We start from the raw sequence: 24,377 nt of genomic DNA, 5'->3' as shown, positions 1-24,377 counted from the left end.
AATGTTTGCCCTTGATTCTGGAGTCGGGCTAACGCCGGCTAACGTCTGTGCAACGAGGAATATCCATGCAAGTTTCTGTTGAAAACACTTCCGCTCTCGAGCGCCGCATGACCATCGCCGTTCCGGCCGAGCGCGTCGAGAACGAAGTCAACAAGCGTCTGCAGCAGACTGCCAAGCGCGCCAAGATTGCGGGCTTCCGTCCTGGTAAAGTACCGATGACCGTGATCCGTCAGCGTTTCGAGGCGGACGCCCGTCAAGAGGCTTTCGGTGACCTGGTCCAGGCTTCCTTCTACGAAGCCATCGTCGAGCAGAAGCTGAACCCGGCTGGCGCCCCGGCTGTAGAGCCCAAGTCCTTCGAAAAGGGCAAGGATCTGGAGTTCGTCGCCATCTTCGAAGTCTTCCCTGAGTTCACTGTTGCGGGCCTCGAGTCGATCAAGGTCGAGCGCCTGAGCGCCGAAGTGGCTGACAGCGACCTGGACAACATGCTGGAAGTGCTGCGCAAGCAGAACACCCGCTTCGAGGCCGTCGAGCGCGCTGCGCAGAACGACGACCAGGTCAACATCGACTTCGTCGGCAAGGTCGACGGTGAAGCGTTTGCCGGTGGTTCGGCCAAGGGCACCCTGCTGGTGCTGGGCTCCGGCCGCATGATCCCAGGCTTCGAAGAAGGTCTGGTAGGCGCCAAGGCTGGCGAAGAGCGCGTTGTCAACGTGACCTTCCCAGAGGACTACCAGAACCTGGACCTGGCTGGCAAAGCCGCCGAGTTCACCATCACCGTCAACAGCGTTTCGGCACCTGTACTGCCAGAACTGAACGAAGCGTTCTTCGCCCAGTTCGGCATCAAGGAATCGACGCTGGAAGGCTTCCGCGCCGAAGTTCGCAAGAACATGGAGCGTGAGCTGCGTCAGGCGATCAAGACCAAGGTCAAGAACCAGGTCATGGACGGTCTGCTGGCCGCCAACCCGATCGAAGTGCCAAAGGCCCTGCTGGAAAACGAAGTCAACCGTCTGCGCGTGCAGGCAGTTCAGCAGTTTGGTGGCAACATCAAGCCTGAGCAGCTGCCAGTCGAACTGTTCGAAGAGCAAGCCAAGCGCCGCGTCGTGCTGGGCCTGATCGTGGCCGAAGTGGTCAAGCAGTTCGAGCTGAAGCCGGACGACGCCAAGGTTCGCGAGATGATCGAAGAAATGGCTTCGGCTTACCAAGAGCCTGAGCAGGTCATCGCCTGGTACTACAAGAACGACCAGCAACTGAACGAAGTGCGTTCGGTTGTGCTGGAAGAACAAGTTGTAGATACTGTTCTGCAGAAAGCGACTGTGACCGACAAATCGGTCTCGTACGAAGAAGCCGTTAAACCAGCCGAGGCGCCTGCCGCTGCTGAGTAACGGTCTTCTCTCGTAGGAAACCTCCACAAGCCAGCCTTCGAGCTGGCTTGTGCGTATTCAAGCCATGACTATTTGGGAGTGAGCGCAGGACATGTCCCGCAATTCTTATATTCAGCAGAGCTCTGACATCCAGGCCGCAGGCGGCCTGGTCCCGATGGTTATCGAGCAGTCCGCCCGTGGCGAACGCGCTTACGACATCTACTCGCGTCTGTTGAAGGAGCGAGTGATCTTCCTGGTTGGCCCGGTAGAGGACTACATGGCCAACCTCGTCGTTGCGCAACTGCTGTTCCTTGAGGCGGAAAACCCGGACAAGGATATCCATCTGTACATCAACTCGCCGGGCGGCTCCGTCACCGCCGGCATGTCGATCTACGACACCATGCAGTTCATCAAGCCGGACGTTTCGACCATCTGCATCGGCCAGGCCTGCAGCATGGGCGCCTTCCTGCTGGCGGCAGGTGCCAAGGGCAAGCGTCATTGCCTGCCTAACTCGCGCGTGATGATCCACCAGCCGCTGGGCGGCTTCCAGGGTCAGGCCACCGATATCGAGATCCACGCCCAGGAAATCCTCAATATCAAGGCCCGTCTGAACGAGCTGCTGGCCTATCACACCGGCCAGGAACTCGAGACCATCAAGCGTGACACCGAGCGTGACAACTTCATGAGCGCCTCGCGCGCAGCCGAGTACGGCCTGATCGACTCGGTCTATGACAAGCGGCAACTGGCCTCCTGAACCGGGGGGTCAGAGCAGGTGGGCGTCGAAAGCGCCTACCTGCGGACTTGAAAAAGCCCGCAATTGCCTTCATCTTGTGTTGCAAGCCTACCGGATTGGATCGATCGAATGACTGACACCCGTAACGGCGAGGACAGCGGCAAATTGCTTTATTGCTCCTTCTGCGGCAAAAGCCAGCACGAAGTGCGCAAACTGATTGCCGGGCCCTCGGTATTTATCTGCGACGAGTGCGTCGACCTGTGCAACGACATCATCCGAGAGGAGGTGCAGGAAGCCCAGGCCGAGAGCAGCGCGCACAAATTGCCTTCGCCGAAAGAAATCAGCGGCATCCTTGACCAGTACGTCATTGGTCAGGAGCGCGCAAAGAAGGTGCTGGCCGTAGCGGTGTACAACCACTACAAGCGCCTGAACCAGCGTGACAAGAAGGGTGACGAAGTCGAACTGGGCAAGAGCAACATCCTGCTTATCGGGCCGACCGGCTCGGGCAAGACCCTGCTCGCCGAAACCCTGGCACGCCTGTTGAACGTACCGTTCACCATTGCTGACGCCACCACCCTGACCGAAGCCGGTTATGTGGGTGAGGACGTCGAGAACATCATCCAGAAGCTGTTGCAGAAGTGCGACTACGACGTGGAAAAGGCCCAGATGGGCATTGTCTACATCGACGAAATCGACAAGATTTCGCGCAAGTCCGACAACCCGTCCATTACCCGTGATGTTTCCGGTGAGGGCGTGCAGCAGGCGCTGCTGAAACTGATCGAGGGCACCGTGGCCTCGGTTCCGCCGCAGGGCGGCCGCAAGCACCCGCAACAGGAATTCCTGCAGGTTGATACCCGCAACATCCTGTTCATCTGCGGTGGTGCGTTCTCGGGCCTGGAAAAGGTCATCCAGAACCGTTCCACCAAAGGTGGCATCGGTTTTGGTGCCGAAGTGCGCAGCAAGGAAGAGGGCAAGAAGGTTGGCGAGTCCCTGCGTGAGGTCGAGCCGGACGATCTGGTCAAGTTTGGCCTGATTCCGGAATTCGTCGGCCGTCTGCCGGTACTGGCTACCCTTGACGAGCTGGATGAGGCTGCGTTGATGCAGATCCTCACCGAGCCGAAGAATGCCCTGACCAAGCAGTATGCCAAGCTGTTCGAGATGGAAAGCGTCGACCTCGAGTTCCGCAGCGATGCGCTCAAGGCCGTTGCACGCAAGGCCCTGGAGCGCAAGACTGGCGCTCGTGGCCTGCGCTCGATCCTCGAAGGCGTGCTGCTCGATACCATGTATGAGATTCCTTCGAAAAAGGATGTCAGCAAGGTGGTTATCGACGAGAGCGTCATCGAGGGCACCTCGCAGCCGCTGATGATCTACGAAAACAGCGAACCGCAAGCCAAGGCCGCGCCAGACGCCTGATTCAGGCAATGGCCGGTTCTCGGTTGCAAGCAAGAGGGGGCCTACGGGCCCCTTTCTGCTTTTCCTGTACAAGCGCTTGTAATTTCCCAAGCGTGCCCCCACATTAGGTCCAAGCATCATTTCCACCGGTTTCCGGCCATAAGGCCGCTGTAGAGGCGAAATCATGAAGACCACCCTCGACTTGCCTCTTTTGCCATTGCGCGATGTCGTTGTTTACCCGCACATGGTTATCCCGCTGTTCGTGGGGCGCGAAAAGTCCATCGAAGCCCTCGAGGCGGCGATGACGGGCGAAAAGCAGATCCTTCTGCTGGCCCAGAAGAATCCAGCCGACGACGATCCGGGCGAGGACGCCCTGTACCGCGTCGGTACCGTTGCCACCGTGCTGCAACTGCTGAAGCTGCCTGATGGCACCGTCAAGGTGCTGGTCGAAGGCGAGCAGCGTGGTGCGGTCGAGCGCTTCTCCGAAGTTGATGGGCACATCCGTGCCGAAGTCTCCCTGATCGACGAAACCGACACTGCCGAGCGCGAGTCGGAAGTGTTCGTGCGCACGCTGCTGTCGCAGTTCGAACAGTACGTTCAGCTGGGCAAGAAGGTGCCTGCCGAAGTGCTGTCTTCGCTGAACAGCATCGACGAGCCAGGGCGCCTGGTCGACACCATGGCCGCGCACATGGCCCTGAAGATCGAGCAGAAGCAGGAAATTCTTGAAATCGTCGACTTGACTACCCGTGTCGAGCACGTGCTGGCACTGCTGGATGCCGAAATCGACCTCCTGCAGGTCGAAAAGCGCATTCGCGGCCGGGTCAAGAAGCAGATGGAGCGCAGCCAGCGCGAGTACTACCTGAATGAGCAGATGAAGGCCATTCAGAAAGAACTTGGCGATGGTGATGAAGGCCACAATGAAGTCGAAGAGCTGAAAAAGCGCATCGAAGCCGCAGGTCTGCCTAAGGATGCCTTGACCAAGGCTCAGGCGGAGCTGAACAAGCTCAAGCAAATGTCTCCGATGTCGGCCGAAGCTACCGTGGTGCGCTCGTACCTCGACTGGTTGGTGCAGGTGCCGTGGAAGGCTCAGAGCAAGGTGCGTCTGGACCTGGCCAAGGCCGAGGAAATCCTCGATGCCGACCACTATGGCCTGGAAGAGGTCAAGGAACGCATCCTCGAGTACCTTGCCGTGCAGAAGCGCGTCAAGAAGATCCGCGGTCCGGTGCTGTGCCTGGTCGGGCCGCCCGGCGTCGGCAAGACCTCGCTGGCCGAGTCGATCGCTGCCGCCACCAACCGCAAGTTCGTGCGCATGGCCCTGGGTGGCGTGCGTGATGAGGCCGAGATCCGTGGCCACCGCCGTACCTACATCGGCTCCATGCCGGGTCGCCTGATCCAGAAGATGACCAAGGTGGGCGTGCGCAACCCGTTGTTCCTGCTCGACGAGATCGACAAGATGGGCAGCGACATGCGTGGTGACCCCGCTTCGGCACTGCTGGAAGTGCTCGACCCTGAACAGAACCACAACTTCAACGACCACTACCTGGAGGTCGACTACGACCTCTCGGACGTGATGTTCCTGTGCACCTCGAACTCGATGAACATCCCGCCGGCGCTGCTGGACCGGATGGAAGTCATCCGTCTGCCTGGCTACACCGAGGACGAAAAGATCAACATCGCGGTCAAGTACCTGGTGCCCAAGCAGGTCAAGGCCAACGGCTTGAAGAAGGAAGAGCTGGACGTCGACATCTCGGCGATTCGCGACATCATCCGCTACTACACCCGTGAAGCCGGTGTGCGGGGCCTGGAGCGGCAAATTGCCAAGGTCTGCCGCAAGGTGGTCAAGGAACATACCGGGCAGAAGCAGGTCAAGGTCAAGGTGGCCAGCGAGCAGCTGGAGCACCTGCTGGGCGTGCGCAAGTTCCGCTATGGCCTGGCCGAGCAGCAGGATCAGATCGGCCAGGTAACCGGCCTGGCCTGGACCCAGGTGGGCGGCGAGTTGCTGACCATCGAGGCCGTGGTCATCCCCGGCAAGGGCCAGTTGATCAAGACCGGCTCGCTGGGCGATGTCATGGTCGAGTCGATTACCGCCGCGCAGACCGTGGTACGCAGCCGCGCCCGCAGCCTGGGGATTGCCGCCGACTTCCACGAGAGGCATGACGTGCACATTCACATGCCTGAGGGCGCCACGCCGAAAGACGGCCCAAGTGCCGGTATCGGAATGTGCACCGCACTGGTGTCGGCGCTGACGCAGATTCCGGTACGTGCCGACGTGGCCATGACCGGCGAAATCACCTTGCGTGGCCAGGTATTGGCCATTGGCGGGCTGAAGGAAAAACTGCTGGCGGCACACCGTGGCGGGATCAAGACGGTGATCATTCCCGAGGAGAATGTTCGCGATCTCAAGGAGATTCCTGAAAATATCAAACAGGATCTTCAGATCAAACCGGTCAAATGGATTGACGAAGTCCTGCAAATTGCGCTGCAATACGCCCCGGAGCCCTTGCCAGATGTGGCTCCGGAGATTGTCGCGAAAGACGAGAAGCGCGACGGCGATGCTAAGGAAAGAATCAGCACGCATTAGTAGTTTTTGGCTGGGGGGCTTTCCTTGACAGTATTTTCGGCGCCTTGCTATAAAGCGGCACGTTATTGTCGCCATGCCTCCCAGCACACGTTTCATAAGCTTTTCATTACATACTTAGAAACAAACTCAATAGAGAAATAAGGGGACTTAGAGTGAACAAGTCGGAACTGATTGACGCTATCGCCGCATCTGCAGACATCCCGAAAGCTGTAGCCGGCCGTGCGCTGGACGCAGTCATCGAATCCGTCACCGGCGCCCTGAAGCAAGGTGACGATGTGGTACTGGTTGGCTTTGGTACCTTCTCGGTCAAGGAGCGCGCCGAGCGTACCGGCCGCAACCCGCAAACCGGCAAGGCAATCAAGATCGAAGCCGCCAAGGTTCCAGGTTTCAAGGCAGGCAAAGGCCTGAAAGACGCCGTCAACTAAGTCGTCTTTCAGCCGGACCCGGCCTGGCCTGGTCCGAGCACGGTGATGGCGGGGCGCAAACGTTCCCGCCTGACACGTTTGCTAAGAAAAGGCGCATCCTCGGATGCGCCTTTCTTTTATCAGGATTCTACCCACGCTCCGCGGTTGTCGACGCAGTGGTACAGCCGTTTCTGGGGGACGCATGCTGCAAAATATCAGGGACAATTCACAAGGTTGGATTGCCAAGACCATCATCGGCCTTATCGTCGTGTTGATGGCATTGACCGGTTTCGAAGCCATTTTCCAGGCCGCCACTCATAGCCAGGACGCCGCCAAGGTGAACGGCCAGACCATCAGCCAGAACGAGCTGAGCCAGGCGGCCGACATGCAGCGCCGTCAACTGATGCAACAGTTGGGCAAGGATTTCGACCCGGCGCTGTTGGATGACAAGTTGCTGCGAGAGGAGGCACTCAAGGGGCTGATCAGCCGCAAGCTGCTGCTGCAAGGTGCTGAGGATGCCAAGTTCGCATTCTCCGAGGCCGCGCTGGATCAGGTGATCTTGCAGACCCCTGAGTTCCAGGTGGACGGCAAGTTCAGCGCTGACCGTTTCGACCAGGTGATCCGCCAGATGGGCTACGGTCGCATGCAGTTCCGCGAGATGCTCGGCGAGGAAATGCTCATCGGCCAACTGCGCACCGGCCTGGCCGGCAGCAGCTTCGTCACCGATCAACAGGTCGATGCTTTTGCTCGCCTGGAGAAGCAGACCCGCGACTTCGCCTCCCTGACGTTCAAGGCCGACCCGGCCGCAGTCAAGGTCAGCGACGAAGAGGTCAAGGCGCACTACGACCAGCACGCCAAGGAGTTCATGTCGCCTGACCAGGTCGTGATCGACTACATCGAGCTGAAGAAGTCGGCGTTCTTCGATCAGGTCAAAGTGACCGACGAAGAGCTCAAGGCCCAGTACGAGAAGGAAATCGCCAACCTGGCCGAGCAGCGCCATGCCGCGCACATCCTCATCGAGGTCAACGACAAGGTCAGCGACGCCCAGGCCAAGGCCCGCGCCGAAGAGATCGAGCAGCGTCTGGCCAAGGGTGAGGACTTTGCCGCTTTGGCCAAAGAGTTCTCTCAGGACCCAGGCTCCGCCACCAGCGGTGGTGACCTCGGCTTTGCCGGCCCGGGCGTATACGACCCGGCCTTCGAAGAGGCGCTGTACCAGCTGCAGAATGGCCAGGTATCTGCTCCGGTGCGCACCGAGTTTGGCTACCATCTGATCAAGCTGCTGGGCGTCCAGGCGCCAGAAGTACCGAGCTTCGCCAGCCTGAAGGACAAACTGACCCGCGATCTGAAGATGCCGCTGGTCGAGCAGCGTTATGTCGACGCCAGCAAGCAACTGCAGGATGCTGCCTACGAGGCTTCCGACCTGGCCCAGCCGGCCCAGGACCTGAACCTCAAGGTGCACACCTCCGCGGCCTTCGGCCGTGAGGGCGGTGAAGGCATTACCGCCAACCGTGCGGTGGTGCAGGCGGCGTTCTCTGAAGAAGTGCTGGATGAGGGTGCCAATAGCACCGCCATCGAGCTCGACCCTGAGACCACCGTGGTGCTGCGTGTCAAGGAACACCGCAAACCAGAGCAACTGCCGCTGGACGCTGTGGCCAAGAACATCAGGGAGCACCTGGCCAAAGAGAAGGCGACTGCCGAACTCAAGGCCAAGGCGGACAAGCTGATTGCCGGCCTGCGTGACGGTTCCATCGCAGCAGGCAGCGTTCACGAAGGCCAAGGCTGGAAAGCCTATGAAGCAGTCACCCGTGGCGAGGACGGTATAGATCCGGCCGAACTGCAGGCACTGTTCCGTCTGGGCAAGCCGCAAGCCAAGGACAAGCCTGTGTATGGCAGTGTGGTGCTGCGTGACGGAAGCCTGGTGGTGTTGCAGCTCAAGGGTGTGAACGACGGCGCTACCGCCACCGACGAAGAGAAGCAGCAGATTCGCCGCTACCTCGCGTCCCGTGCTGGCCAGCAGGACTTTGCGGCTTACCGCAAGCAGCTGGAAGCCAATGCAGACATCACCCGTTACTAAGGTGTTCGTTGCATGAAGAAACAGGCCGCCTCGTGCGGCCTGTTTCGTTTTCGCCAGCCGCGAGCACGGTCATTGTCGAAGACCACACCGCCTTCAGGGGCGACGCCAACCAGGTGCTACCGCTTCACCCCTTCATAACTGTCCAGCGTATCGCGTGCAATCTCTCGCCCCAGGGCGATGAGCTCCGGCGCTTTGTAGAACTCGAAAAACCGGCACACCCGCTTGGGCACGTTGATCAGCACATCCGGTGGATAGCCGGCAATCTTGTACTGTGCCAACGAAGTCTGCATGACCTCGAAGCTCTGGTTGATCAAATCCAGCAGCGAGGCTGGCCCCACGTTGTCGATGATGAAAGAGCCGGTGGCCGACCTCGGCGCGCCCTCGCGCTCCGGGGCCGCTGCCGGTTGCTGGTTTTCCGGGTCGGCGCTGTCGGCAAGCCACGGGCTTGGCGGTGCCAACCCCTCGGCGACGATTTCCTTTTCGATGCGGATCAGCTCTTCCGCCGGTTTGCGCCGGAATGGCAAGCGTGAACCCAGCGAGCTCAACAAGGCGTCAAAGCGCATCTTGAATGCCGCCGGGCGCTCGATCACCGGCAACTGGTACTGCTTCTGGTTGGTGGCGTTGAGGTTGACCGCGATGATCAGGTCGCAATGGCTGGACACCACCGGCACGATTGGCAGCGGGTTGAGGATGCCACCGTCGACAAGCATGCGGTTGCCTTGCATCACTGGCGTGAACAGGCTGGGAATGGCCGCAGAGGCGCGCATGGCCTGATGCAGGCAACCCTCCTGGAACCAGATTTCCTGCTGGTTGGTAAGGTCGGCGGCCACTGCGGTGTAGGGTATGCGCAGTTGCTCGATGTTTATCTCGCCGACGATCTTGCGGATCTGCCCGAACACCTTGTCGCCGCGAATCGCACCGAGGCGAAAGCTGACGTCGACCAGGCGCAGCACATCCAGGTAGTCGAGGCTTTCGATCCAGTTGCGATACTCGTCCAGCTTGCCGGCGGCATAGATACCGCCAATCACCGCGCCCATGGAACACCCTGCGACGCAGGCTATGTCGTAGCCGCGGCGCTCGATTTCTTCGATCACGCCGATGTGTGCATACCCTCGGGCGCCGCCCGATCCCAGTACCAGTGCCACACGTTTGCTCATGAACATTCCCCGGCCAGTGCCATCATGGTCCTACAATGCACCCATCGCTGCCTGTGCTTCAATGTAGATCGTGCTGAGCTACTGTAATAAAACTGGCCAGGCAAAGCCGGCTGGGCATGGCACTTTCCAGCTGTCGGAGCGTCGAACAGCCACCGTTTTTCCATAGAGGTATTACTGATGAAAGCCTGGATCTGCCTTCCACTGATTGCCTTGGCCCTAGCTGGCTGCGCGGGCAAGACGGCCTACCGTGACAGCTGCGCGACCCAGCTGGATGCCGCCTGGAAGGAGCTGGACCTGGCCAAGGCCGAAGGCTTTGCCGGTGCTGTAAGTTATTCCAAGGCCTTGTCACTGCTGACCGGGGCCAAGACCCAGCAGCAGTTCGAAGGCTACGAAAGCTGTACCCGCAAAGCCGAAAAGGCGCGGTTCTACATTCGTGAATCTCGCGCCGGGCGCTGAACAGGGAGCATCGTATGTCTGCCATGCTCGACCATGTCGTTGCCCAGATACTGACCTTGCAGGTGCGCTTGCTGGCCTGTCGTGAACGCCTGGCTGCCAATACCGACAGCGAGGCCTTGCACGACTTGCGTATCACCTTGCGGCGCCTGCGCAGTCTGCTGAGGCCGCTGCGCGGGCTGCCGGGTGTGGAGCAACTGGAGGATGCTGCACGTTCGCTGGGTACCCTTACCACGCCGCTGCGTGATCGCGAGGTGCTGGCGGCTGAGCTGATCGGGCGCGGTCATGCGGCAGCCGGGCAGCGGCGTCTGGAGGGGCGTGACAGGACCTTCGCCAGTGTCGCTGCCAGCCCACAGCTGGCCAGGGTATTGGCGATTCTCGACGCCTTTCCATTGTTCCTGCGGGCGGCGGATCGGGAGGGGCTGGTCAAGTCGCTGTGCAAACGCATCGACAAGCGCCTGGTCAAGCAGTGGCGCAAGTTGCACAAAGCGTTGCAGGACCCGGCTCACGATCGCCACCGCCTGCGTTTGCTGATCAAGCGTGCGCGCTATGGCGATGAGGCCTACCCACAACTCGATCACGCAGGGAAGAAACTGCAACGTCTGTTGAAAAAGGCACAGGGCAACCTGGGGGATTGGCACGACCGCCTGCAATGGCTGCTGCAAGCCCGCGATCATGCCGACCTGCTCCCCTGCAAGGGTGGTTGGGAGCAGGAGCTGCATGAGGCGGAGCGCCAGTCAGATGTGACGCTGGACGCCCTGCAAGAGGCGCTGGCGCGGCGTTATCACGGAAAATGACCGATATGCGGGCTGATTGCCCGGCGTTTGCTGGCTAGGATGAGCGGACCTTTTTCTTTGCAGGCAGGAGCCGGCCAATGAATTTCAACCAACTCCTCGACGCCGTACGGGCCAACCCGGAATCCGTCAGCATTCCGCCCAGCTGGGCCCAGGGGCGCGCTGCCTTTGGCGGCCTGATGGCGGCCATGGTGTATGAAACCATGCGCCTTAGGCTCTGCGACAGCCGTCCGGTACGCTCATTGGCCATCAGCTTCGTGGCGCCAGCGGCTGCGGATGTGCCCATCCGCTTCGAAGTGGAGGTTTTGCGCGAAGGCAAGGCGGTTAGCACATTGTTGGGCCGCGCGGTTCAGGATGGCCAGGTGGTGACTTTGGTGCAGGGCAATTTCGGTGCGGGCCGCCCTTCGGTGGTCGAAGTGCCGGCGTTACCGGCCATTGAAATGCCTGCGCTCGAAGAGGCGGCCCCGGAGTTGCCCTATATCAAAGGCGTTACCCCGGAGTTCATGCGCCATGTGGCCCTGCGCTGGGCAGTAGGCGGGCTGCCGTTCAGTGGCAATCAGTCGCGCAAGATGGGCGGCTGGGTGCGTTTGCGGGATGTGGCTGACGAGCCGGTGAACGAGGCGCACTTGCTGGCGTTGGTGGATGCGTGGCCGCCCAGCCTTATGCCGTTTCTCAAGCAGCCCGCTGCGGGCAGTACGCTGACCTGGACCATCGAGTTCATCCAGCCAACGGCGAAGCTTTCGACCCAGGAATGGTGCCGGTACTGCGTGGAGACCGAGCATGCGCGGGATGGCTATGGTCATGCTGCCGCAGCGTTGTGGACGGCGCAGGGCGAGTTGTTGGCCTTGAGCCGGCAGACCGTCACCGTTTTCGCCTGATCCTTACCAGGCTGCTCACAAGCAGTGCTCCGGCAGCTGGCTCAGTGTCGATGCTTGTGCCGTTCGCGCCAGGCCCTCCACCAGGCCCCGCTCACCACAAAGCGCGGAAAGGTGATGAACTGCTCGGTCAGTAAGCGCTGCACGGCATCCTGGCGGTTGGCGAACGGCTCGGGCTGCTGGGCTTCAAGGCGGTGGCCTTGGCGCTGCAGGCCCAGCGCGGCGACCAGGGCAATCACACCCACCGCGATCTGGCCGAGGTCGAAACCGAACAGGCCGGATAGCACCAGTAGTGTCCCTAGAATGAACAACGGCACAGCAATGAGGTGCAGCACCAGGTTGGCCGGGTGGCGGTGATTATGGTGGTAGCCGCGCCATTGCCAGGCGGGAAGATTGGGCAGGCGTTTGCTCATGGGGATTTCCTCTCGGTCATGCCCAAAGCTTAGTGCGGCCCCCACGCGGGGGCCAATCGAAGCTGGCTATGGTGACTATAGCTTGAGCTGGCCAATGGCCTTGTTCAGTTCGCCGGCCAGGGTCGCCAGTTCGCTGCTGGTGGTCGCTGAACCGACCGTCTGCTGCACGGTCCGCTCGGTGACATCGCGGATGCTGACCACCGCGCGGTTCATTTCCTCGGCTACCTGGCTTTGCTGCTCGGCCGCTACAGCGATCTGGGTATTGCTTTCGCGCATCTGCGCCACGGCACCGGTGATTTCAGCCAGCGCCTCACCGGCTTCCTGTGCCTGACGCACACAGTCGTCGGCCTTGTACGAACTCTCCTGCATGAACTCCACCGCATCGCGGGTGCCCGACTGCAGGGCCGAAACCATGGTGGTGATCTCATCCGTGGAGGTTTGTACGCGTTTGGCCAGGTTGCGCACTTCATCGGCCACCACGGCAAAGCCACGGCCCAGGTCACCGGCGCGCGCGGCTTCGATGGCAGCGTTAAGCGCCAGCAAGTTGGTCTGTTCGGCAATACTGTGGATCACACTGACTACACCGTTGATCTTCTGGCTGTCCTCGGCTAGCTGTCGAATCATCTCGGCAGTTTGTTGCACGCCGCTGGAAAGCCCGGAAATCGAATCCTGCACTCGGCTGACCACCGCTTGACCGCTGCCGGCCAAGGTGTCGGCGGTTTGTGACAAATCGCGGGTGGCACCGGCGTGCTGGGCAATGTGGTGCACGGTCGCCGACATTTCGTTGATGGCAGTGGCGGCCTGGTCGGTTTCACTCTGCTGGCCGAGCATGCCATGGCGTACGTCGCTCATGCTGGCGGCCAGGCGTGCAGCGCCCGAGTCCAACTGTGCTGCGCTGTGGGCGACGGTGCTGACCACGCGGTGATAGGTGGACTGCATGGCGTTGAAGGCCCCAGCCATCTGGCCGACCTCGTCGCCACTGGCTAGCGGTACGCGGGCCGACAGGTCGCCGGTTTTTTCCACGTGCAGCATCACGTCCTTGAGGGTGTTGAGTTGGCTGAGCAGGAAGCGGATCAGCAGTTGGGAGGCGCCGAGCATGGCCAGCATCAGGATCAGCACACACACCGCGTAATTGCTGAAACGATCGAAGAAGACCTGGCGCAAACTGGGTGACTGGGCCAGCACAGCTAACTGCTGGTCGCCAATGCGCAGCACCTGTGCGCCACGCAGTGGGTTTTCGCCGAGGACCCAGGCGCTCGGCAGTGCTACCCAGCCTTGGGCGTTGCGCAGGGCATCGAGCGCCTCCCCGGCGTAGGTTGGCGTTTGCCCGGTTGACCAACTGATGACGTTGGCCGGGCGTGGCAGTGCTTGCCCGGCTGGCCAGGCGGCCAGCAACTGGGCTTGTGCGACCGCCTGGCTCTGAGCCGCCTCGGCACGTGCGCGTTGCTCCAGGTGCACGGCGTACAGCACCAGCAGCAAGGTAGTAACAAAGGCCACTGCGTTGACGGCCCAGAACTTGTACTTCAGGGAAACATTGCTAAGCCAGGCACCCATGGGCAGGTCTTCTCTGAGTTGAGCGGAAACAATATTGGCAAGGTGCCATCATTGTGCCCTCATCCTCCTAGACATGTGTTGATGCATATCAACTGTGTTCACCCGCCCCGCAGAAACACGCGAGACTCAGGGGAGCTGGAAGAAAGCCCGCGCCGTTGCCGTGGTATGCGCCGCCGTGTGCTCGGCTGATTCACCGCGATGCGAGGCCACCTCGCGCAGTACCTCCGGCAAGAACGCCGGCTCGTTGCGCCCGCTCTTGGGCTTGGGCCGCAAGCTGCGCGGCAGCAGGTAGGGCGCGTCGCTTTCCAGCATCAGCCGGCCTTGAGGAATGTTGCCCACCAGCGGGTGCAGGTGAGTGCCGCGGCGTTCGTCGCAGATCCAGCCGGTAATGCCGATGTGCAGGTCCAGGTCCAGGTAGGCGAACAGCGCCTCACGCTCACCGGTGAAGCAGTGCACCACTGCGCCGGTCAGGTGGTCGCGGTAGTCCTTGAGAATCGCCAGCAAGCGCTCGCTGGCATCGCGCTCGTGCAGGAACACCGGCAGACGCAGCTCCGCAGCCAGTGTCAGCTGGGCTTCCAAGGCTTTTTCCTGCAGCGGGCGAGGGGAAAAGTCGCGGTTGAAATCCAGGCCGCATTCGCCCACCGCGCGTACGCGCGGTTCACTCAGCAACCGTCGCAGCTGGCGCTCGCTGTCGGCATCCCAGGCCTTGGCATCGTGAGGGTGCACGCCGGCCGTGGCGAACAGGTGGGCGCCGCTTGCATCCAGTTGATGGCACAGTTCCAGGGCTTGTTCGCTGACCGCCAGGCTGGTGCCTGTCAGCAGCATTTGCGTAACGCCGGCCTCCAGCGCGCGCTCGACGATTGCGGCCTGTTGGTCGTGGAAACTGCTGTTGGTCAGGTTGACGCCGATATCGATCAGTTGCATGGTGCTATCTCGTGCCGCGGGGCGGCCAGCATAGCAAAAAGCGCGTTTTTCTGAAAAAACCAAGAACTTCATGCTGTTGCCGTGGTCATTTACCGTCGTTTATCACTTGGCGGTGCAACCCATGGATGCCGCTCACCGACCACGGACACGTTTTCGCATGCAGCGATGCTGGCTCATTTTTCTGCTGACGCTGGGGTTGATTTTTACCGGCCCCGTCCAGGCGCGCTCGCCGGGCCCACAGCAGCACATACCGCCTGCCAAGGTGCGTGACCTGCCGCAGATTCGCACCAGCAAAGTACTGCGAGTGCTGGTCAACCAGAGCCGCAACAGTTCCGGTGAGGTCAAGGGCGAGCCAGTCGGCATCGAGTATTATCGGCTGCGTGCCCTGGAGCATTTCCTCAATGCTCGTACTGCCGACGACCAGCAGATCCAGCTAAAGCTCATCCCGCGGGCCAAGGAACAGTTGCTGGGCGCCCTGGCCCGCGGCGAGGGTGACCTGGCCGCGCCAGGCGAGCTGCTTGACCCCACTACGGTGAGCGGTGTCCGCAGCAGTGCGCCGATACTCGACCAAGTGCCGCTGATGCTGGTCGGGCGCAAAGGCGAGCGAAGTTTCAGCAAGGTCGAACAGCTGTCAGGGCGTACCGTGGCGTTGACCAGCGCCAGTGCTGCCGGACCGCTGATCCAGCAGGTCAACCAGCAACTGGCACTGCGCAAGCGGCCGCCGATCAAAGTGGAGTGGGTCGATTCGACGCTGGCGGTGGAGGATGTGCTGGAGATGGTACAGGCAGGCATCTACCACCTGACCGTGGTCGAGCAGCCCATTGCCCGGCGTTGGGCCCGGGTTATGCCGCGCCTGCGCCTGGACAGCCGGGTGCGCCTGGGTGCGCCGCAAGCCATGCGCTGGTATGTAGGGCGTGATGCCCCGCAATTGTTGGTCGCAGTCGATCACTTTCTGCAAGGTTACCGCGCGCCAGATAACCAGGATGCGGCGTTCGAGCGCATCTACCGCCGGCAGTACCGGGTACACAACCCGTTGGCCAGCAAGGACCGCCAGCGTCTGGCATCGGTGCGGGCGGTGTTGCAGAAGCATGGCCAGGCGCAACAGATCGACTGGCTCAACCTGGCTGCATTGGCCTTCAAGGAGTCGACGCTCAACCCGGCTGCACGCGGTACTGGCGGTGCCCATGGCCTGATGCAGATTACCCCTTCGGCAGCCCAGCGGGTGGGGGTGAGCAACACTGCAACGGTAGATGGCAATGTCCTGGCCAGTGCCCGTTACCTGGCGCTTATCCGGCGCAAGTTTTTTGCCAGTGCCAAGATCAACGAGCGTGAGCGCATGGCCTTTGTGCTGGCAGCCTACAACCTCGGCCCCGAGCGGGTTCAGGCCATGCGCGCAGAGGCTCGACGGCGAGGTCTCAACGGTAACCAGTGGTTCTTCCAGACCGAACGCATCGCCATGGAGCAAGTGGGGATGGGGCCGGTCAATTTCGTCAATAGCATCAACAAGTACTATTTGGCCTTCAACCGCGAACGCGCGGCACTGGAGCGCGTGGCGAAGCGTTAAAATCGATTTTATCGATTGTTATGTTGGGTTTTTTGCGATTTTCATATCAGTGGAATTGATTATGATGGCGCCCATACCCACACAACTGCTTCACTTCAAGGACGCTTCGACATGAATAACACTACCCTCAACGCGCTGTTCTCTACACGTGCTGGCGCTGGCTTGAGCGTTATCCGCATCCTGGTCGGCATCATCTTCATGGCTCATGGTGCGCAAAAACTCTTCGGCCTGTTCGGTGGCTACGGCCTGGAAGGCACCGGCCAATGGATGGAAAGCATCGGCCTGGCGCCGGGTTATCTGATGGCCCTGCTGTCCGGCAGTGCCGAATTCTTCGGTGGCCTGGCCTTGGTGGTCGGCCTGCTGGCTCGCCCGGCGGCCCTGGCGCTGACGGTGACCTTGATAGTGGCGATCGTTTCGGTGCACATCGGCAACGGCCTGTTCATGTCCAACAACGGCTATGAGTTCGCCCTGGCGCTGTTGGCCGGCACCGTTGCAGTCATGATCGAAGGCGCTGGCCGCTTCTCGCTCGACCGCCTGATCGCCCGGTAATCAGCTGCACGCTGTGAGCTACGAGCCGCAGGCAAGCGCGGGCCAATACTCGGCTTGTTCTTGCTTGCGGCTTGTCGCTTGCAACTTGGGGCTCATCGCTCTAGCATACCGCCTGCGCCGATTTAAACAGCTACTTGCGGGGCGCAGGAAAGCCCCACCTCCGGGCCGTCCGAAATACCGCTAAAGCGCTGGTTCGGTGACGCCTCCCACCGCTGCCCAGCGGGATTCGCGAGGCGGAGAGAAGCTCCATGAGTTGCCCACGTACCAGTGTCTGTTTGAGCCCTTTGCCTGCCAACCAGGCGTCCCGCACACCGCGCATCCTGCTCGGCGGCCGGCATCAGCCCACCCTTTTGCGTCATCTTGAAGGCCTGTCACGGCGCAAGGGACAGGCGCGTGCCTTTCTGATCCAGTTCGCCGATAGCGGCTGTCATCTCGCGCAGTATGGCAATGACCGTTTCGACCTGGCTGTGATCCAGGCGCCGGCACCGGACGAAGCCGCCGAAGTCATCGGCCATCTCACCCGCATCGCGCGTCAAGGCCTGATTACCCGCCGCTGAGGAATGCGCTATTGAGCACCAATATCATCACCACAGAAGGCCATGAGGCGCTGAAGAAAGAGCTGGACCACCTGTGGCGGGTGTATCGTCCGGAAATCACCCAAAAGGTTGCCTGGGCGGCTTCGTTGGGTGACCGCAGCGAGAACGCGGACTACCAGTACAACAAGAAGCTGCTGCGCGAAATCGACCGCAGGGTGCGATACCTGCGCAAGCGGCTTGAAGATGTGAAAGTGGTGGCGTACTCGCCCGAGCAGGAAGGCAAAGTGTTTTTCGGTGCCTGGGTTGAGATCGAGAACGACGAGGGCGAGACCATGAAGTTTCGCATTGTCGGCTACGACGAGATCTACGGGCGCAACGATTACATCTCGATCGATTCGCCCATGGCCCGTGCCTTGCTGAAGAAGGAGGAGGGTGATGAGGTGGTGGTGCATACACCTACCGGTGAAGCGACCTGGTATGTGAGCAGCATCCGTTACGGCCAGGGCGTCTCGACGGACTGACCGGGCCCGTCTTGCGCCGATCGCCCAGCCCTCAGGGTTGCGCCTGCAGAAACGCTGCCAGCCAGGCCTCAAGCCTCGCGCAACACCGCCAGCGGGCTGGCATTCAACGCCCGCCGCGTTCCCAGCACCCCCGCACCCCCCACCAGCAGTGCCCCCGTCAGCGGTAACACCAGCAGCCACGGGTGCGGGCTCCACTGCAAGTCAAACGCATAGCGGTACAGCACCCAGGTAATCAGTTCGCAGCCCACGGCCGCCAATAGCCCGCTGGCCGCGCCCAGCAGGCCGAACTCGATACGTCGGGCTTTTACCAGCAAGGGCCGCGCCGCGCCCAGTGCGCGCAACAGTGCCCCTTGGCGAATGCGCTCGTCCAGCGTGGCCTGCAAGCCAGCGAACAACACTGCCAGCCCCGCGGCCAGCACGAACAGCAGCACATACTCCACCGCGAGGGTTACCTGGGCGAGAATGCTGCGCAGCTGGTCGAGCAAGGCATCCACCTGCAGGATGGTCACCGCCGGAAACGCCCGTGACAGCGCGACGACATCCAGGTCATGCCCCGGTGCCAGGTAGAAGCTGGTCAGGTAAGTGGTCGGCAGCCCCTGCAGCGTGCCAGGCTGGAAGATCATGTAGAAGTTCGGCTGGAAGCTGTCCCAATGCACGTTGCGCAGGCTGCTCACGCGGGCCTGGCGCTGCTGACCGCCAATATCGAACGTCAGCAGGTCGCCCATCTGCAGTTTCAGGCTGCTGGCCAGTTCCGCCTCCACCGAAACCCCGGGGATATCGTTGTCGGCTGGCAAGGCTTGCCACCAACTGCCTGCGGTCAGCACGTTGCCTTCGGGCAACTCGGCGGCCCAGGTCAGGCTGAGGTCGCGCTGCACGGCGCGCTCGCCTGCCGAGTCCTTGCTGACCACCTGCTGTACCGGTGTTTCGTTGATTTGCACCAGGCGCCCGGGCGTCACCGGGTACAGCGGCGCTGAAGCGGCATTGACCTGGCGCAGGTGTTGAATGAACGGCTCACGGTCATCTGGCAGGATGTTCAGGGCGAAGTGGTTGGGCGCATCCTTGGGTAGCTGTGCTTGCCAGGTATCGAGCAGCTCTGCGCGCAGCAGGGCGACCAAGGCCATGGCCAGCAGTATCAGGCCGAATGCCAGGGCTTGGCCTGCTGCCGCCATGGGGTGGCGCAATAGCTGGCCCAGCCCCAGGCGCCAGGTGAGTGGCGCGCCGGCCAGCAGCTGGCGCAGGCTGCGCAAACCGAGCAACAGCAGGCCGCCGAGCAGAAGCGCAGCGACCAGCCCGCCACCGAGCAGGGCGAAGGTGAGCAGCAGATCGAGGCTCAGGCGCCACATGATCAGGCCCAGGGCGAGCAGGGCGGCGCCGTACACCAGCCAACTGCTCGCAGGTATCGGCAGCAGGTCACGGCGCAGCACGCGCAGTGGCGGCACCTGGCCCAGCGCCGCAATCGGCGGCAGGGCAAAGCCAGCCAGTGCCACCAACCCGGTACCGATACCTGCCAGCGCAGGAACGATGCCGCCAGCGGGCACCACGCTCGGCAGCAAGCCGTGCAGCAGGCGGAACAGGCCCAGCTGAGCCAGCCAGCCGAGCAAGGCACCGGCCAGGGCAGCGACCAGGCCGAGCATGGCCAGTTGCAGGCAATACAGGCCCAATGCCTGGTGGCGCGACAGGCCCAGGCAGCGCAGCAGGGCACTGGCGTCCAGTCGGCGTGCAGCATAGCGACTGGCCGACAATGCCACGGCTACGCCTGCCAGCAATACAGCCACCAGGCTGGCCATGTTCAGGTAGCGTTCGGCTTTGCCCAGCGCGCCGCCGATCTGTTGGTTGCCATCGCGGGTGTCACGCAGGCGCTGGTTGGCGGCCAGGCCTTTTTCCACGGTGTGACGGTATTGCGCCAGTGCCTCGGCATCGCCGCGCCACAGGTCACGGTAGGTGACCCGGCTGCCCGGCTGGATCACGCCGGTGGCCTCCAGATCGGCCAGGTTCATCATCACGCGCGGGGTAAGGCTGTAGAAGTTGTTGGCGCGGTCCGGTTCGTAGGTAAGCACACGGCTCATGCGCAGGGTTTTCATGCCCACGTCGATGCTGTCGCCGATTGCCAGCCCCAGTGCTGCCAACAGGCGCGGTTCCACCCACACTTCGCCAGGGGCAGGGCCGCCGCCGGGTGTTTCTTCGGCATAAGGTGCCGGAGCGCTGCGTACTTGCCCGCGCAATGGGTAGGCGCCGTCGGCGGCCTTTACGCTGGACAGCTGGATGCCATTGTCGCCGCCGACCACGCTGGTGAACTCGACCACGCGTGCATGGCGCAAGCCCAGTGCCTTGCCGGCATCGAGCTGTTGCTCGCGGGCCGGTGCGCTGCCCTGCAGTACCAGATCGGCGCCCAGAAACTCGCTGGCGCGCAGCTGCATGGCGCCGTTGAGGCGGGCGCCGAAATAGCCGATGGCGGTGCTGGCAGCTACCGCCACCAACAGGGCAAAGAACAGCACGCGCACTTCACTGGCGCGAACATCGCGCAGCAACTGGCGCAGTGCCAGGCCACACAGGCGGGACAGCGGCATACGGCTCACCGGGCCTCCATCGGCGCCACAAGGCGGCCCGCGTCCAGGCGGATCTGGCGCCGGCAGCGGCGGGCCAGGCGTTCGTCATGGGTGACCAGCACCAAGGTAGTGCCGCGCTCCTTGTTCAGCTCGAACAACAAGTCGCTGATGCGTTCGCCGGTGTGGCTGTCGAGGTTGCCGGTGGGCTCATCGGCGAACAGCACCGCAGGCTGCGCGGCGAAGGCGCGGGCGATTGCCACGCGCTGCTGCTCGCCGCCCGACAGCTGCCGAGGTGTGTGGCTCAGGCGCTTGCCCAGGCCGACCCGCTCCAGCAAAGTGCGAGCCTGTTCGCGGGCATCGCGGCGGCCGTCCAGCTCCAGTGGCAGCATGACGTTTTCCAGTGCATTGAGGCTGTCGAGCAGCTGGAACGACTGGAACACGAAACCCACATGTTCGGCGCGCACACGGGCGCGTTGGTCTTCATCCAGTGGCCCCAGGTCGTGGCCGGCGAGCACGACATTGCCAGCGCTGGGGCGGTCGAGGCCGGCGAGCAAGCCGAGCAGGGTCGACTTGCCAGAGCCCGAGGCGCCGACGATGGCCAGGCTATCGCCTTGGGCCAGGTCGAGAGACAGTGCGTGGAGGATGGTAAGGTCACCTTCCGCGCTGGGGACCACTTTGCTAAGGTTCTGCGCAACGAGAATGCTGGGGCTCATGGAGAATCCGATGCGAGTGTGGTGGTTGAGTGCCGGTCTGGCCCTGTATTGCCTGGCCCAGAGCGCAGCGGCAGGAACACTGCTGGTTGTTGGCGATAGTATCAGCGCCGGTTTTGGCCTGGATAGCCGTCAGGGCTGGGTGTCTCTCTTGCAGGCCCGTCTCAGGGACGAAGGTTTTGACGACAAAGTGGTCAATGCTTCGATCAGTGGCGATACCAGCGCAGGTGGCCAGGCGCGGCTGCCGGCGCTGCTTGCAGCACATAAACCAAGCCTGGTGGTGCTGGAACTGGGCGGCAACGATGGCCTGCGCGGGCAGCCGCCTGCACAATTGCAACAAAATCTTGCCTCGATGATCGAGCGTTCGCGTCAGGCAGGGGCCAAGGTGCTGCTATTGGGCATGCGCCTGCCGCCCAATTATGGTGTGCGTTACACCACTGCCTTTGCCAAGGTGTATGAACAGCTGGCAGCGGACAAACAGGTTCCTTTGGTGCCGTTTTTCCTCGAAGGGGTAGGGGGCGTACCTGAACTGATGCAGGCTGATGGCATCCATCCGGCCCAGGGGGCTCAGCAGCGCCTGCTGGAAAATGCCTGGCCAGCGATAAAACCCTTGCTGTGAAGCTTTAAACGGGGGCGCCTTTCGGCTAATGTTGCGCCCCCCGTTTCGAGTGCTCCAAATGCCGCGCCCTGCCTGGTCCCTGTATGCCTATCAACTGATCGAGCCCGACGAGCAGCTCGACCTGTTCGCCTGCCAGGAAATCCGCGTCCACCTCGTGGCCCGCCAGCTTGAGCTGGGCGTGCCGGTCGACCGTACCTTGTGTGGCGGCCTGCTGCCAGCCCAGCCGCGTTGGTCGGGGGTGCCGCGATCGATTTACCGCGATGGCCGCCTGTGTGAGCTGTGCCGTGCCATCCTCGATGCCCAGCGACGCGGCATGCGCCCGGTGTGGCCTGAGCTGCATGGCAGCTGAACGACAAGCGCCTTTCATCATCTGAAACGCTTGCAGCGTGCCAATGCCTCCCGCTTGCATCGGCGCGGGTGTACAATCGATTCTCTTGACCCATCTTTCGAAGGATTTACCGGATGTTGCCGCGCTTTCCTGCCGTCACCCGTAGCCTGTCCCTGGCCGCCCTGTTGGTAGCGGGTCCCGCTGCTGCGCTGGAGCTGCCACTGCCACCGCCCGGTGAAGACATCGTCGGCCAGGTGCATGTGATCAAGGCAAAGTACGAGGACACGTTCGCCGATATCGGCACCGCAAACGACCTCGGCTACCTGGAAATGATTGCCGCCAACCCCGGCGTGGACCCTTGGCTGCCGGGCGCCGGCACCGAGATCATCCTGCCGACCCGTTTCGTTCTGCCGCCGGGGCCGCGCGAAGGCATCGTCATCAACCTGGCCGAGTACCGCATGTACTACTTCCCCAAGGGGGAGGGCGTGGTGTACACCTTCCCGCTGGGCATTGGTCGCGAGGGGTGGGGGTCGCCGATCGCCAACACCAAGATCACCGCCAAGACGCCCAACCCGACCTGGACGCCGCCCGCTTCGATTCGCAAAGAGCACGCTGAGGACGGTGACATCCTGCCGACGGTGGTGCCGGCTGGCCCGGACAACCCGCTGGGGCCGTTCAAGTTCACCTTGGGCGTACCGGGCTATCTGATCCATGGTTCGAACAAGAAGTTCGGCATTGGCATGCGCACCAGTCACGGTTGCTTCCGCATGCTTAACAACAACGTGCTTGAACTGTCGAAGATGGTGCCGGTGGGGACGCCAGTGCGCATCATCAACGAGCCTTACAAGTTCGGTATCAGCGCCGGCAAGGTCTATCTTGAGGCACACACGCCGCTGGATGACCAGGGTAACCCGTCAGTGGTCGACAAACACACCGCAGTTATCAATGCCTTGCTCAAGCGTGAAGACCTGGCCAATAACCTACGCATGAACTGGGACATGGTACGTGACGTGGTGGCTGCAGAAGATGGCATGCCGGTAGAAATTGCCGTGCCGGTGGAAAACCAAGGGGCCGCACCGATGGTGTCGAGCATTCCGCCCGAACTGCAGTAAGGTGATTTCGACACACCCAGGCCTGCCTTAGTGCAGGCCTTTTTGTACCTGCTGGCCGCGTTTGTCGGATTCAAAGGCAATAAAAAAGCCGACCCACAAGTGGGTCGGCTTCTTAACAATCCGTGAGGATTATTACTTGCGGCTGGCTTTGTCCAGCATACGCAGAGCGCGCTCGTTGGCTTCGTCAGCGGTCTGCTGAGCCTTCTGAGCGGCTGCCATTGCGTCGTCAGCCTTACGGTAGGCTTCGTCAGCACGAGCTTGAGCGCGAGCTGCTGCGTCTTCAGTCGCAGTCAGACGAGCTTCGGTTTCTTTGGATACGCTGCTGCAACCGGTAGCCAGAACTGCGGCCAGAGCCAGAGCAGAGAATTTCAGAACGTTGTTCATCGTGTTCCCCTTCAAGGACTTTCTATTAAATAGCCATCTCTCAGGAAAGAGAAACTGGCCGGCGTACATAGTACCCATTACTTGTAGTAAGTAAACTGACAGAGCGCAAGAACTGCAAAAAAAATGTTGCTTGACTCCGCGCCGACAAGATTTGCGACGTGTCTGTGAAAAAAATGTGCAGGGTTCGCAAGCGGTTGTGGTACAGGAACTTTTTTGTTGAACTAAGGGTGACTTTAACTGTCGATCAGCGTCTTAAGCCCTAGAACATCCGGTGGCTGTTGCGCGGGCTTGGGAAAGTCACCCGGGCGGCGTTTTGACCTTTTTTAAGCGCCACCACCTTGAGCAATCCCGCTCGCGGTGCCTACTATCTTGTGAGTGCCAGACGATCCGAACGATTACAATCGTCCAATGGTCGAAGCGGCAACAGGTGGCGTAGAGGATTCTGTGCCGGATAAACCACCATCGGTTAAGGTAAGGGTCTGCCGAGAAGACCTGCGAGGAGTAGTGATGAGCGAAGCGCTGACCATCCACCATGACCAGGCCGGTCATCAGTTCGAGACCAACGTGGACGGTCATCGTGCCTACCTGACGTACATGGATCTGGGCAAGCAGACGCTGGACATCTATCGCACTTTCGTGCCCAACGCCCTGCGCGGCCGTGGGATCGCTGCCGCCCTGACCGAGCGGGCGCTGGAGTACGCCGAGCAGATGGGCTACACGGTGATCCCGTCTTGCTCGTATGTGGAGCGTTACATGGAGCGCCAGCAGCGGCATTCGAGCAAGGCCTGAGCTGACG

General features: G+C 61.6%; 24 protein-coding genes. 17 read left to right on the top strand and 7 right to left on the bottom strand.

The genetic code is table 11. The features are described 5' to 3' along the window. Positions 1–65: 65 nt before the first annotated feature. The 6 genes from tig to ACK59Z_RS09625 all read left to right on the top strand — a co-directional run bounded on the left by tig (position 66) and on the right by ACK59Z_RS09625 (position 8,542). Positions 66–1,379, top strand: a complete 1,314-nt coding sequence (gene tig / locus ACK59Z_RS09650) for a trigger factor (protein WP_003250238.1) — start codon at positions 66–68, stop codon at positions 1,377–1,379. Positions 1,380–1,470: 91 nt separating this feature from the next. After that, complete coding sequence (gene clpP, locus ACK59Z_RS09645) at positions 1,471–2,112, top strand: ATP-dependent Clp endopeptidase proteolytic subunit ClpP (protein ID WP_003250240.1); 642 nt, start codon at positions 1,471–1,473, stop codon at positions 2,110–2,112. A 108-nt stretch (positions 2,113–2,220) separates the two neighbouring features. Continuing rightward, the gene (gene clpX / locus ACK59Z_RS09640; protein WP_003250242.1) at positions 2,221–3,504 is read left to right on the top strand and encodes an ATP-dependent Clp protease ATP-binding subunit ClpX; all 1,284 of its coding nucleotides are present in this window, start codon (positions 2,221–2,223) and stop codon (positions 3,502–3,504) included. A gap of 163 nt (positions 3,505–3,667) precedes the next feature. Continuing rightward, positions 3,668–6,064, top strand: coding sequence for an endopeptidase La (gene lon / locus ACK59Z_RS09635; protein WP_409292889.1), 2,397 nt, complete (start codon positions 3,668–3,670; stop codon positions 6,062–6,064). Positions 6,065–6,216: 152 nt separating this feature from the next. Continuing rightward, positions 6,217–6,489, top strand: coding sequence for a nucleoid-associated protein HU-beta (hupB, locus tag ACK59Z_RS09630; RefSeq protein ID WP_003250246.1), 273 nt, complete (start codon positions 6,217–6,219; stop codon positions 6,487–6,489). A 181-nt stretch (positions 6,490–6,670) separates the two neighbouring features. After that, positions 6,671–8,542, top strand: a complete 1,872-nt coding sequence (locus ACK59Z_RS09625; RefSeq protein WP_012053068.1) for a SurA N-terminal domain-containing protein — start codon at positions 6,671–6,673, stop codon at positions 8,540–8,542. A gap of 116 nt (positions 8,543–8,658) precedes the next feature. Here the strand turns inward: ACK59Z_RS09625 and ACK59Z_RS09620 are convergent, their stop codons facing one another. Next, complete coding sequence (locus ACK59Z_RS09620; RefSeq protein ID WP_108191186.1) at positions 8,659–9,699, bottom strand: patatin-like phospholipase family protein; 1,041 nt, start codon at positions 9,697–9,699, stop codon at positions 8,659–8,661. 177 nt (positions 9,700–9,876) lie between these two features. Here ACK59Z_RS09620 and ACK59Z_RS09615 point away from each other — a divergent pair, with 177 nt between their 5' ends. From ACK59Z_RS09615 to ACK59Z_RS09605, 3 genes are all read left to right on the top strand, one after another. Then, positions 9,877–10,155, top strand: coding sequence for a lipoprotein (locus tag ACK59Z_RS09615; protein WP_003250254.1), 279 nt, complete (start codon positions 9,877–9,879; stop codon positions 10,153–10,155). 14 nt (positions 10,156–10,169) lie between these two features. Then, positions 10,170–10,949 carry a CHAD domain-containing protein gene (locus ACK59Z_RS09610; RefSeq protein ID WP_019752050.1) on the top strand — a complete coding sequence of 260 codons (780 nt, stop codon included), beginning with the start codon at positions 10,170–10,172 and terminating at the stop codon, positions 10,947–10,949. Between the two features lie 77 nt (positions 10,950–11,026). Next, entirely contained in the window at positions 11,027–11,824 is a 798-nt protein-coding gene (locus ACK59Z_RS09605; protein ID WP_019752049.1) for an acyl-CoA thioesterase II, read from the top strand. 41 nt (positions 11,825–11,865) lie between these two features. On the opposite strand, the gene ACK59Z_RS09600 is transcribed toward ACK59Z_RS09605, so the two are convergent. The 3 genes from ACK59Z_RS09600 to ACK59Z_RS09590 form a co-directional block, all read right to left on the bottom strand. Beyond that, the gene (locus ACK59Z_RS09600) at positions 11,866–12,234 is read right to left on the bottom strand and encodes an Mpo1-like protein (protein ID WP_004576795.1); all 369 of its coding nucleotides are present in this window, start codon (positions 12,232–12,234) and stop codon (positions 11,866–11,868) included. Between the two features lie 75 nt (positions 12,235–12,309). Next, positions 12,310–13,788 carry a methyl-accepting chemotaxis protein gene (locus tag ACK59Z_RS09595; RefSeq protein ID WP_409292885.1) on the bottom strand — a complete coding sequence of 493 codons (1,479 nt, stop codon included), beginning with the start codon at positions 13,786–13,788 and terminating at the stop codon, positions 12,310–12,312. Positions 13,789–13,914: 126 nt separating this feature from the next. Further along, positions 13,915–14,712, bottom strand: coding sequence for a TatD family hydrolase (locus tag ACK59Z_RS09590; protein WP_003250265.1), 798 nt, complete (start codon positions 14,710–14,712; stop codon positions 13,915–13,917). A 157-nt stretch (positions 14,713–14,869) separates the two neighbouring features. On the opposite strand from ACK59Z_RS09590, the gene ACK59Z_RS09585 reads away from it, so the two are divergent. The 4 genes from ACK59Z_RS09585 to greB all read left to right on the top strand — a co-directional run bounded on the left by ACK59Z_RS09585 (position 14,870) and on the right by greB (position 17,882). After that, positions 14,870–16,276 carry a transglycosylase SLT domain-containing protein gene (locus tag ACK59Z_RS09585; protein WP_108191168.1) on the top strand — a complete coding sequence of 469 codons (1,407 nt, stop codon included), beginning with the start codon at positions 14,870–14,872 and terminating at the stop codon, positions 16,274–16,276. A 111-nt stretch (positions 16,277–16,387) separates the two neighbouring features. Continuing rightward, positions 16,388–16,825 carry a DoxX family protein gene (locus ACK59Z_RS09580; protein ID WP_010953281.1) on the top strand — a complete coding sequence of 146 codons (438 nt, stop codon included), beginning with the start codon at positions 16,388–16,390 and terminating at the stop codon, positions 16,823–16,825. Between the two features lie 248 nt (positions 16,826–17,073). Further along, a complete protein-coding gene (locus tag ACK59Z_RS09575) occupies positions 17,074–17,382 on the top strand; it encodes a hypothetical protein (RefSeq protein ID WP_014591670.1) in 309 nt (102 codons plus the stop codon). A gap of 11 nt (positions 17,383–17,393) precedes the next feature. Beyond that, entirely contained in the window at positions 17,394–17,882 is a 489-nt protein-coding gene (greB, locus tag ACK59Z_RS09570; RefSeq protein WP_010953283.1) for a transcription elongation factor GreB, read from the top strand. A 68-nt stretch (positions 17,883–17,950) separates the two neighbouring features. On the opposite strand, the gene ACK59Z_RS09565 is transcribed toward greB, so the two are convergent. Both ACK59Z_RS09565 and ACK59Z_RS09560 read right to left on the bottom strand, forming a co-directional pair. After that, positions 17,951–20,458, bottom strand: a complete 2,508-nt coding sequence (locus ACK59Z_RS09565; RefSeq protein WP_108191167.1) for an ABC transporter permease — start codon at positions 20,456–20,458, stop codon at positions 17,951–17,953. Beyond that, on the bottom strand, positions 20,455–21,141 hold the full coding sequence (locus tag ACK59Z_RS09560; protein ID WP_003250278.1) for an ABC transporter ATP-binding protein: 687 nt from the start codon (positions 21,139–21,141) through the stop codon (positions 20,455–20,457). Before ACK59Z_RS09560 ends, ACK59Z_RS09565 begins: the two co-directional genes overlap by 4 nt. Positions 21,142–21,151: 10 nt before the next feature. Here ACK59Z_RS09560 and ACK59Z_RS09555 point away from each other — a divergent pair, with 10 nt between their 5' ends. From ACK59Z_RS09555 to ACK59Z_RS09545, 3 genes are all read left to right on the top strand, one after another. Next, entirely contained in the window at positions 21,152–21,757 is a 606-nt protein-coding gene (locus ACK59Z_RS09555) for an arylesterase (RefSeq protein ID WP_003250280.1), read from the top strand. A gap of 58 nt (positions 21,758–21,815) precedes the next feature. Continuing rightward, a complete protein-coding gene (locus tag ACK59Z_RS09550) occupies positions 21,816–22,106 on the top strand; it encodes a hypothetical protein (RefSeq protein WP_003250283.1) in 291 nt (96 codons plus the stop codon). Positions 22,107–22,219: 113 nt separating this feature from the next. Next, on the top strand, positions 22,220–23,197 hold the full coding sequence (locus ACK59Z_RS09545; protein ID WP_108191166.1) for a L,D-transpeptidase family protein: 978 nt from the start codon (positions 22,220–22,222) through the stop codon (positions 23,195–23,197). 132 nt (positions 23,198–23,329) lie between these two features. Here ACK59Z_RS09545 and ACK59Z_RS09540 read toward each other — a convergent pair whose 3' ends face one another. Then, on the bottom strand, positions 23,330–23,581 hold the full coding sequence (locus tag ACK59Z_RS09540) for an Lpp/OprI family alanine-zipper lipoprotein (protein ID WP_003250288.1): 252 nt from the start codon (positions 23,579–23,581) through the stop codon (positions 23,330–23,332). Between the two features lie 507 nt (positions 23,582–24,088). Here ACK59Z_RS09540 and ACK59Z_RS09535 point away from each other — a divergent pair. Continuing rightward, entirely contained in the window at positions 24,089–24,370 is a 282-nt protein-coding gene (locus tag ACK59Z_RS09535; protein WP_003250290.1) for a GNAT family N-acetyltransferase, read from the top strand. Positions 24,371–24,377 lie beyond the last annotated feature (7 nt).

Source organism: Pseudomonas sp. KCJK9058 (assembly GCF_046230975.1).
GTDB classification, from domain to species: domain Bacteria; phylum Pseudomonadota; class Gammaproteobacteria; order Pseudomonadales; family Pseudomonadaceae; genus Aquipseudomonas; species Aquipseudomonas alloputida.
The sequence above is the reverse complement of the archived record's forward strand: the minus strand, read 5'-3'. Positions and strand labels throughout refer to the sequence as shown.

Coding starts and splice junctions, on each gene's coding strand:
- tig (WP_003250238.1), top strand. CDS start 66: ATGCAAGTTTCTGTTGAAAACACTTCCGCTCTCGAGCGCCGCATGACC.
- clpP (WP_003250240.1), top strand. CDS start 1,471: ATGTCCCGCAATTCTTATATTCAGCAGAGCTCTGACATCCAGGCCGCA.
- clpX (WP_003250242.1), top strand. CDS start 2,221: ATGACTGACACCCGTAACGGCGAGGACAGCGGCAAATTGCTTTATTGC.
- lon (WP_409292889.1), top strand. CDS start 3,668: ATGAAGACCACCCTCGACTTGCCTCTTTTGCCATTGCGCGATGTCGTT.
- ACK59Z_RS09625 (WP_012053068.1), top strand. CDS start 6,671: ATGCTGCAAAATATCAGGGACAATTCACAAGGTTGGATTGCCAAGACC.
- ACK59Z_RS09620 (WP_108191186.1), bottom strand. CDS start 9,699: ATGAGCAAACGTGTGGCACTGGTACTGGGATCGGGCGGCGCCCGAGGG.
- ACK59Z_RS09615 (WP_003250254.1), top strand. CDS start 9,877: ATGAAAGCCTGGATCTGCCTTCCACTGATTGCCTTGGCCCTAGCTGGC.
- ACK59Z_RS09610 (WP_019752050.1), top strand. CDS start 10,170: ATGTCTGCCATGCTCGACCATGTCGTTGCCCAGATACTGACCTTGCAG.
- ACK59Z_RS09605 (WP_019752049.1), top strand. CDS start 11,027: ATGAATTTCAACCAACTCCTCGACGCCGTACGGGCCAACCCGGAATCC.
- ACK59Z_RS09600 (WP_004576795.1), bottom strand. CDS start 12,234: ATGAGCAAACGCCTGCCCAATCTTCCCGCCTGGCAATGGCGCGGCTAC.
- ACK59Z_RS09595 (WP_409292885.1), bottom strand. CDS start 13,788: ATGGGTGCCTGGCTTAGCAATGTTTCCCTGAAGTACAAGTTCTGGGCC.
- ACK59Z_RS09590 (WP_003250265.1), bottom strand. CDS start 14,712: ATGCAACTGATCGATATCGGCGTCAACCTGACCAACAGCAGTTTCCAC.
- ACK59Z_RS09585 (WP_108191168.1), top strand. CDS start 14,870: ATGCAGCGATGCTGGCTCATTTTTCTGCTGACGCTGGGGTTGATTTTT.
- ACK59Z_RS09580 (WP_010953281.1), top strand. CDS start 16,388: ATGAATAACACTACCCTCAACGCGCTGTTCTCTACACGTGCTGGCGCT.
- ACK59Z_RS09575 (WP_014591670.1), top strand. CDS start 17,074: ATGAGTTGCCCACGTACCAGTGTCTGTTTGAGCCCTTTGCCTGCCAAC.
- ACK59Z_RS09560 (WP_003250278.1), bottom strand. CDS start 21,141: ATGAGCCCCAGCATTCTCGTTGCGCAGAACCTTAGCAAAGTGGTCCCC.
- ACK59Z_RS09555 (WP_003250280.1), top strand. CDS start 21,152: ATGCGAGTGTGGTGGTTGAGTGCCGGTCTGGCCCTGTATTGCCTGGCC.
- ACK59Z_RS09550 (WP_003250283.1), top strand. CDS start 21,816: ATGCCGCGCCCTGCCTGGTCCCTGTATGCCTATCAACTGATCGAGCCC.
- ACK59Z_RS09545 (WP_108191166.1), top strand. CDS start 22,220: ATGTTGCCGCGCTTTCCTGCCGTCACCCGTAGCCTGTCCCTGGCCGCC.
- ACK59Z_RS09540 (WP_003250288.1), bottom strand. CDS start 23,581: ATGAACAACGTTCTGAAATTCTCTGCTCTGGCTCTGGCCGCAGTTCTG.
- ACK59Z_RS09535 (WP_003250290.1), top strand. CDS start 24,089: ATGAGCGAAGCGCTGACCATCCACCATGACCAGGCCGGTCATCAGTTC.